This window comes from Pseudomonas sp. NY15364 (genome assembly GCF_048068235.1).
Classification (GTDB): domain Bacteria; phylum Pseudomonadota; class Gammaproteobacteria; order Pseudomonadales; family Pseudomonadaceae; genus Aquipseudomonas; species Aquipseudomonas mendocina_D.
Genome location: NZ_JBLUPX010000088.1, coordinates 1 through 774 on the forward strand (window position 1 = coordinate 1; position 774 = coordinate 774).

A 774-nucleotide genomic window follows, 5' to 3' on the forward strand; every position below is an offset into this window, starting at 1 on the left:
CAAGGAACTGCGTGAGCTGGCAGCCGCGTGCAACGAAGTGGCGGATTGGCTGGATGAACGCGCCGTAAAAGCCCAGCAACCCAGCCAGAGCGAAGAAGGAGAGGTGTGATGCCGACAATCCACATCACCAGCGGCCCAAGCCGCAAGAAGCCGAAAGCCGGCGACGAGAAGATAGTCAAGGGCGTGACCATGATCCGTCAGCAGCGCCGAGTGCCGCCAGGTCAACCGCATGCAGGCGCCTACATCGTGAGCAGCGGCAAGCCGTGCTGGGAATGGGTCGAGAAAGGCAGCGCGGATGATCGTTCTCGCCCGTATCGCCCCGCCGCTGCCGCCGAAGAAGGAGAAGTGTGATGCCAGCCGACAACGTGACCAGCTTCGACTACACGGATCGACTCGGCATCCAGAAGATGCCGCCCGGTTATCTGCTGATCGGCCTCGATAGCGGCCACTTCATGTGGGAGCGCGTGAGCGACGAGGAAGAGTCAGCCATCCATTGGAACAAGTGGGAAGTCCGACGCTGGGCTTGGCTAGACCACAATGAGCGCGCAGGAGGTCAAGATGAGTGAGCTGACACAGGCCAAAGCAAAGGAGTTGCTCGATTACGACCCAGAAACAGGGCGGATCACATGGAAGGTCAGCCCATGCCAATCAATCCCAGCCGGTTCTCCTGCTGGCGGAATTCACGTCGAAGGGTATCTGCGGATCAAGGTCAACTACCACGGATACCTTGCTCACCGCCTTATTTTCTTCATGCAAACAGGACGGTGGCCAGTG

3 protein-coding genes are annotated in these 774 nt (G+C 59.4%); all 3 read left to right on the plus strand.

The genetic code is table 11. From position 1 onward, the window contains the following. Positions 1-108 precede the first annotated feature (108 nt). Complete coding sequence (locus tag ACNFCJ_RS24055; RefSeq protein ID WP_416773893.1) at positions 109-351, plus strand: hypothetical protein; 243 nt, start codon at positions 109-111, stop codon at positions 349-351. Further along, positions 351-566, plus strand: a complete 216-nt coding sequence (locus ACNFCJ_RS24060; RefSeq protein WP_416773894.1) for a hypothetical protein — start codon at positions 351-353, stop codon at positions 564-566. Before ACNFCJ_RS24055 ends, ACNFCJ_RS24060 begins: the two co-directional genes overlap by 1 nt. Continuing rightward, positions 559-774, plus strand: a 216-nt coding sequence (locus ACNFCJ_RS24065; protein ID WP_416773892.1) for a hypothetical protein, incomplete at its 3' end; no start/stop codon positions are given. The genes ACNFCJ_RS24060 and ACNFCJ_RS24065, both read left to right, overlap by 8 nt.

What these genes read in the sequence shown, in the direction of transcription:
- ACNFCJ_RS24055 (WP_416773893.1), top strand. Translation starts at nt 109, where the DNA reads ATGCCGACAATCCACATCACCAGCGGCCCAAGCCGCAAGAAGCCGAAA.
- ACNFCJ_RS24060 (WP_416773894.1), top strand. Translation starts at nt 351, where the DNA reads ATGCCAGCCGACAACGTGACCAGCTTCGACTACACGGATCGACTCGGC.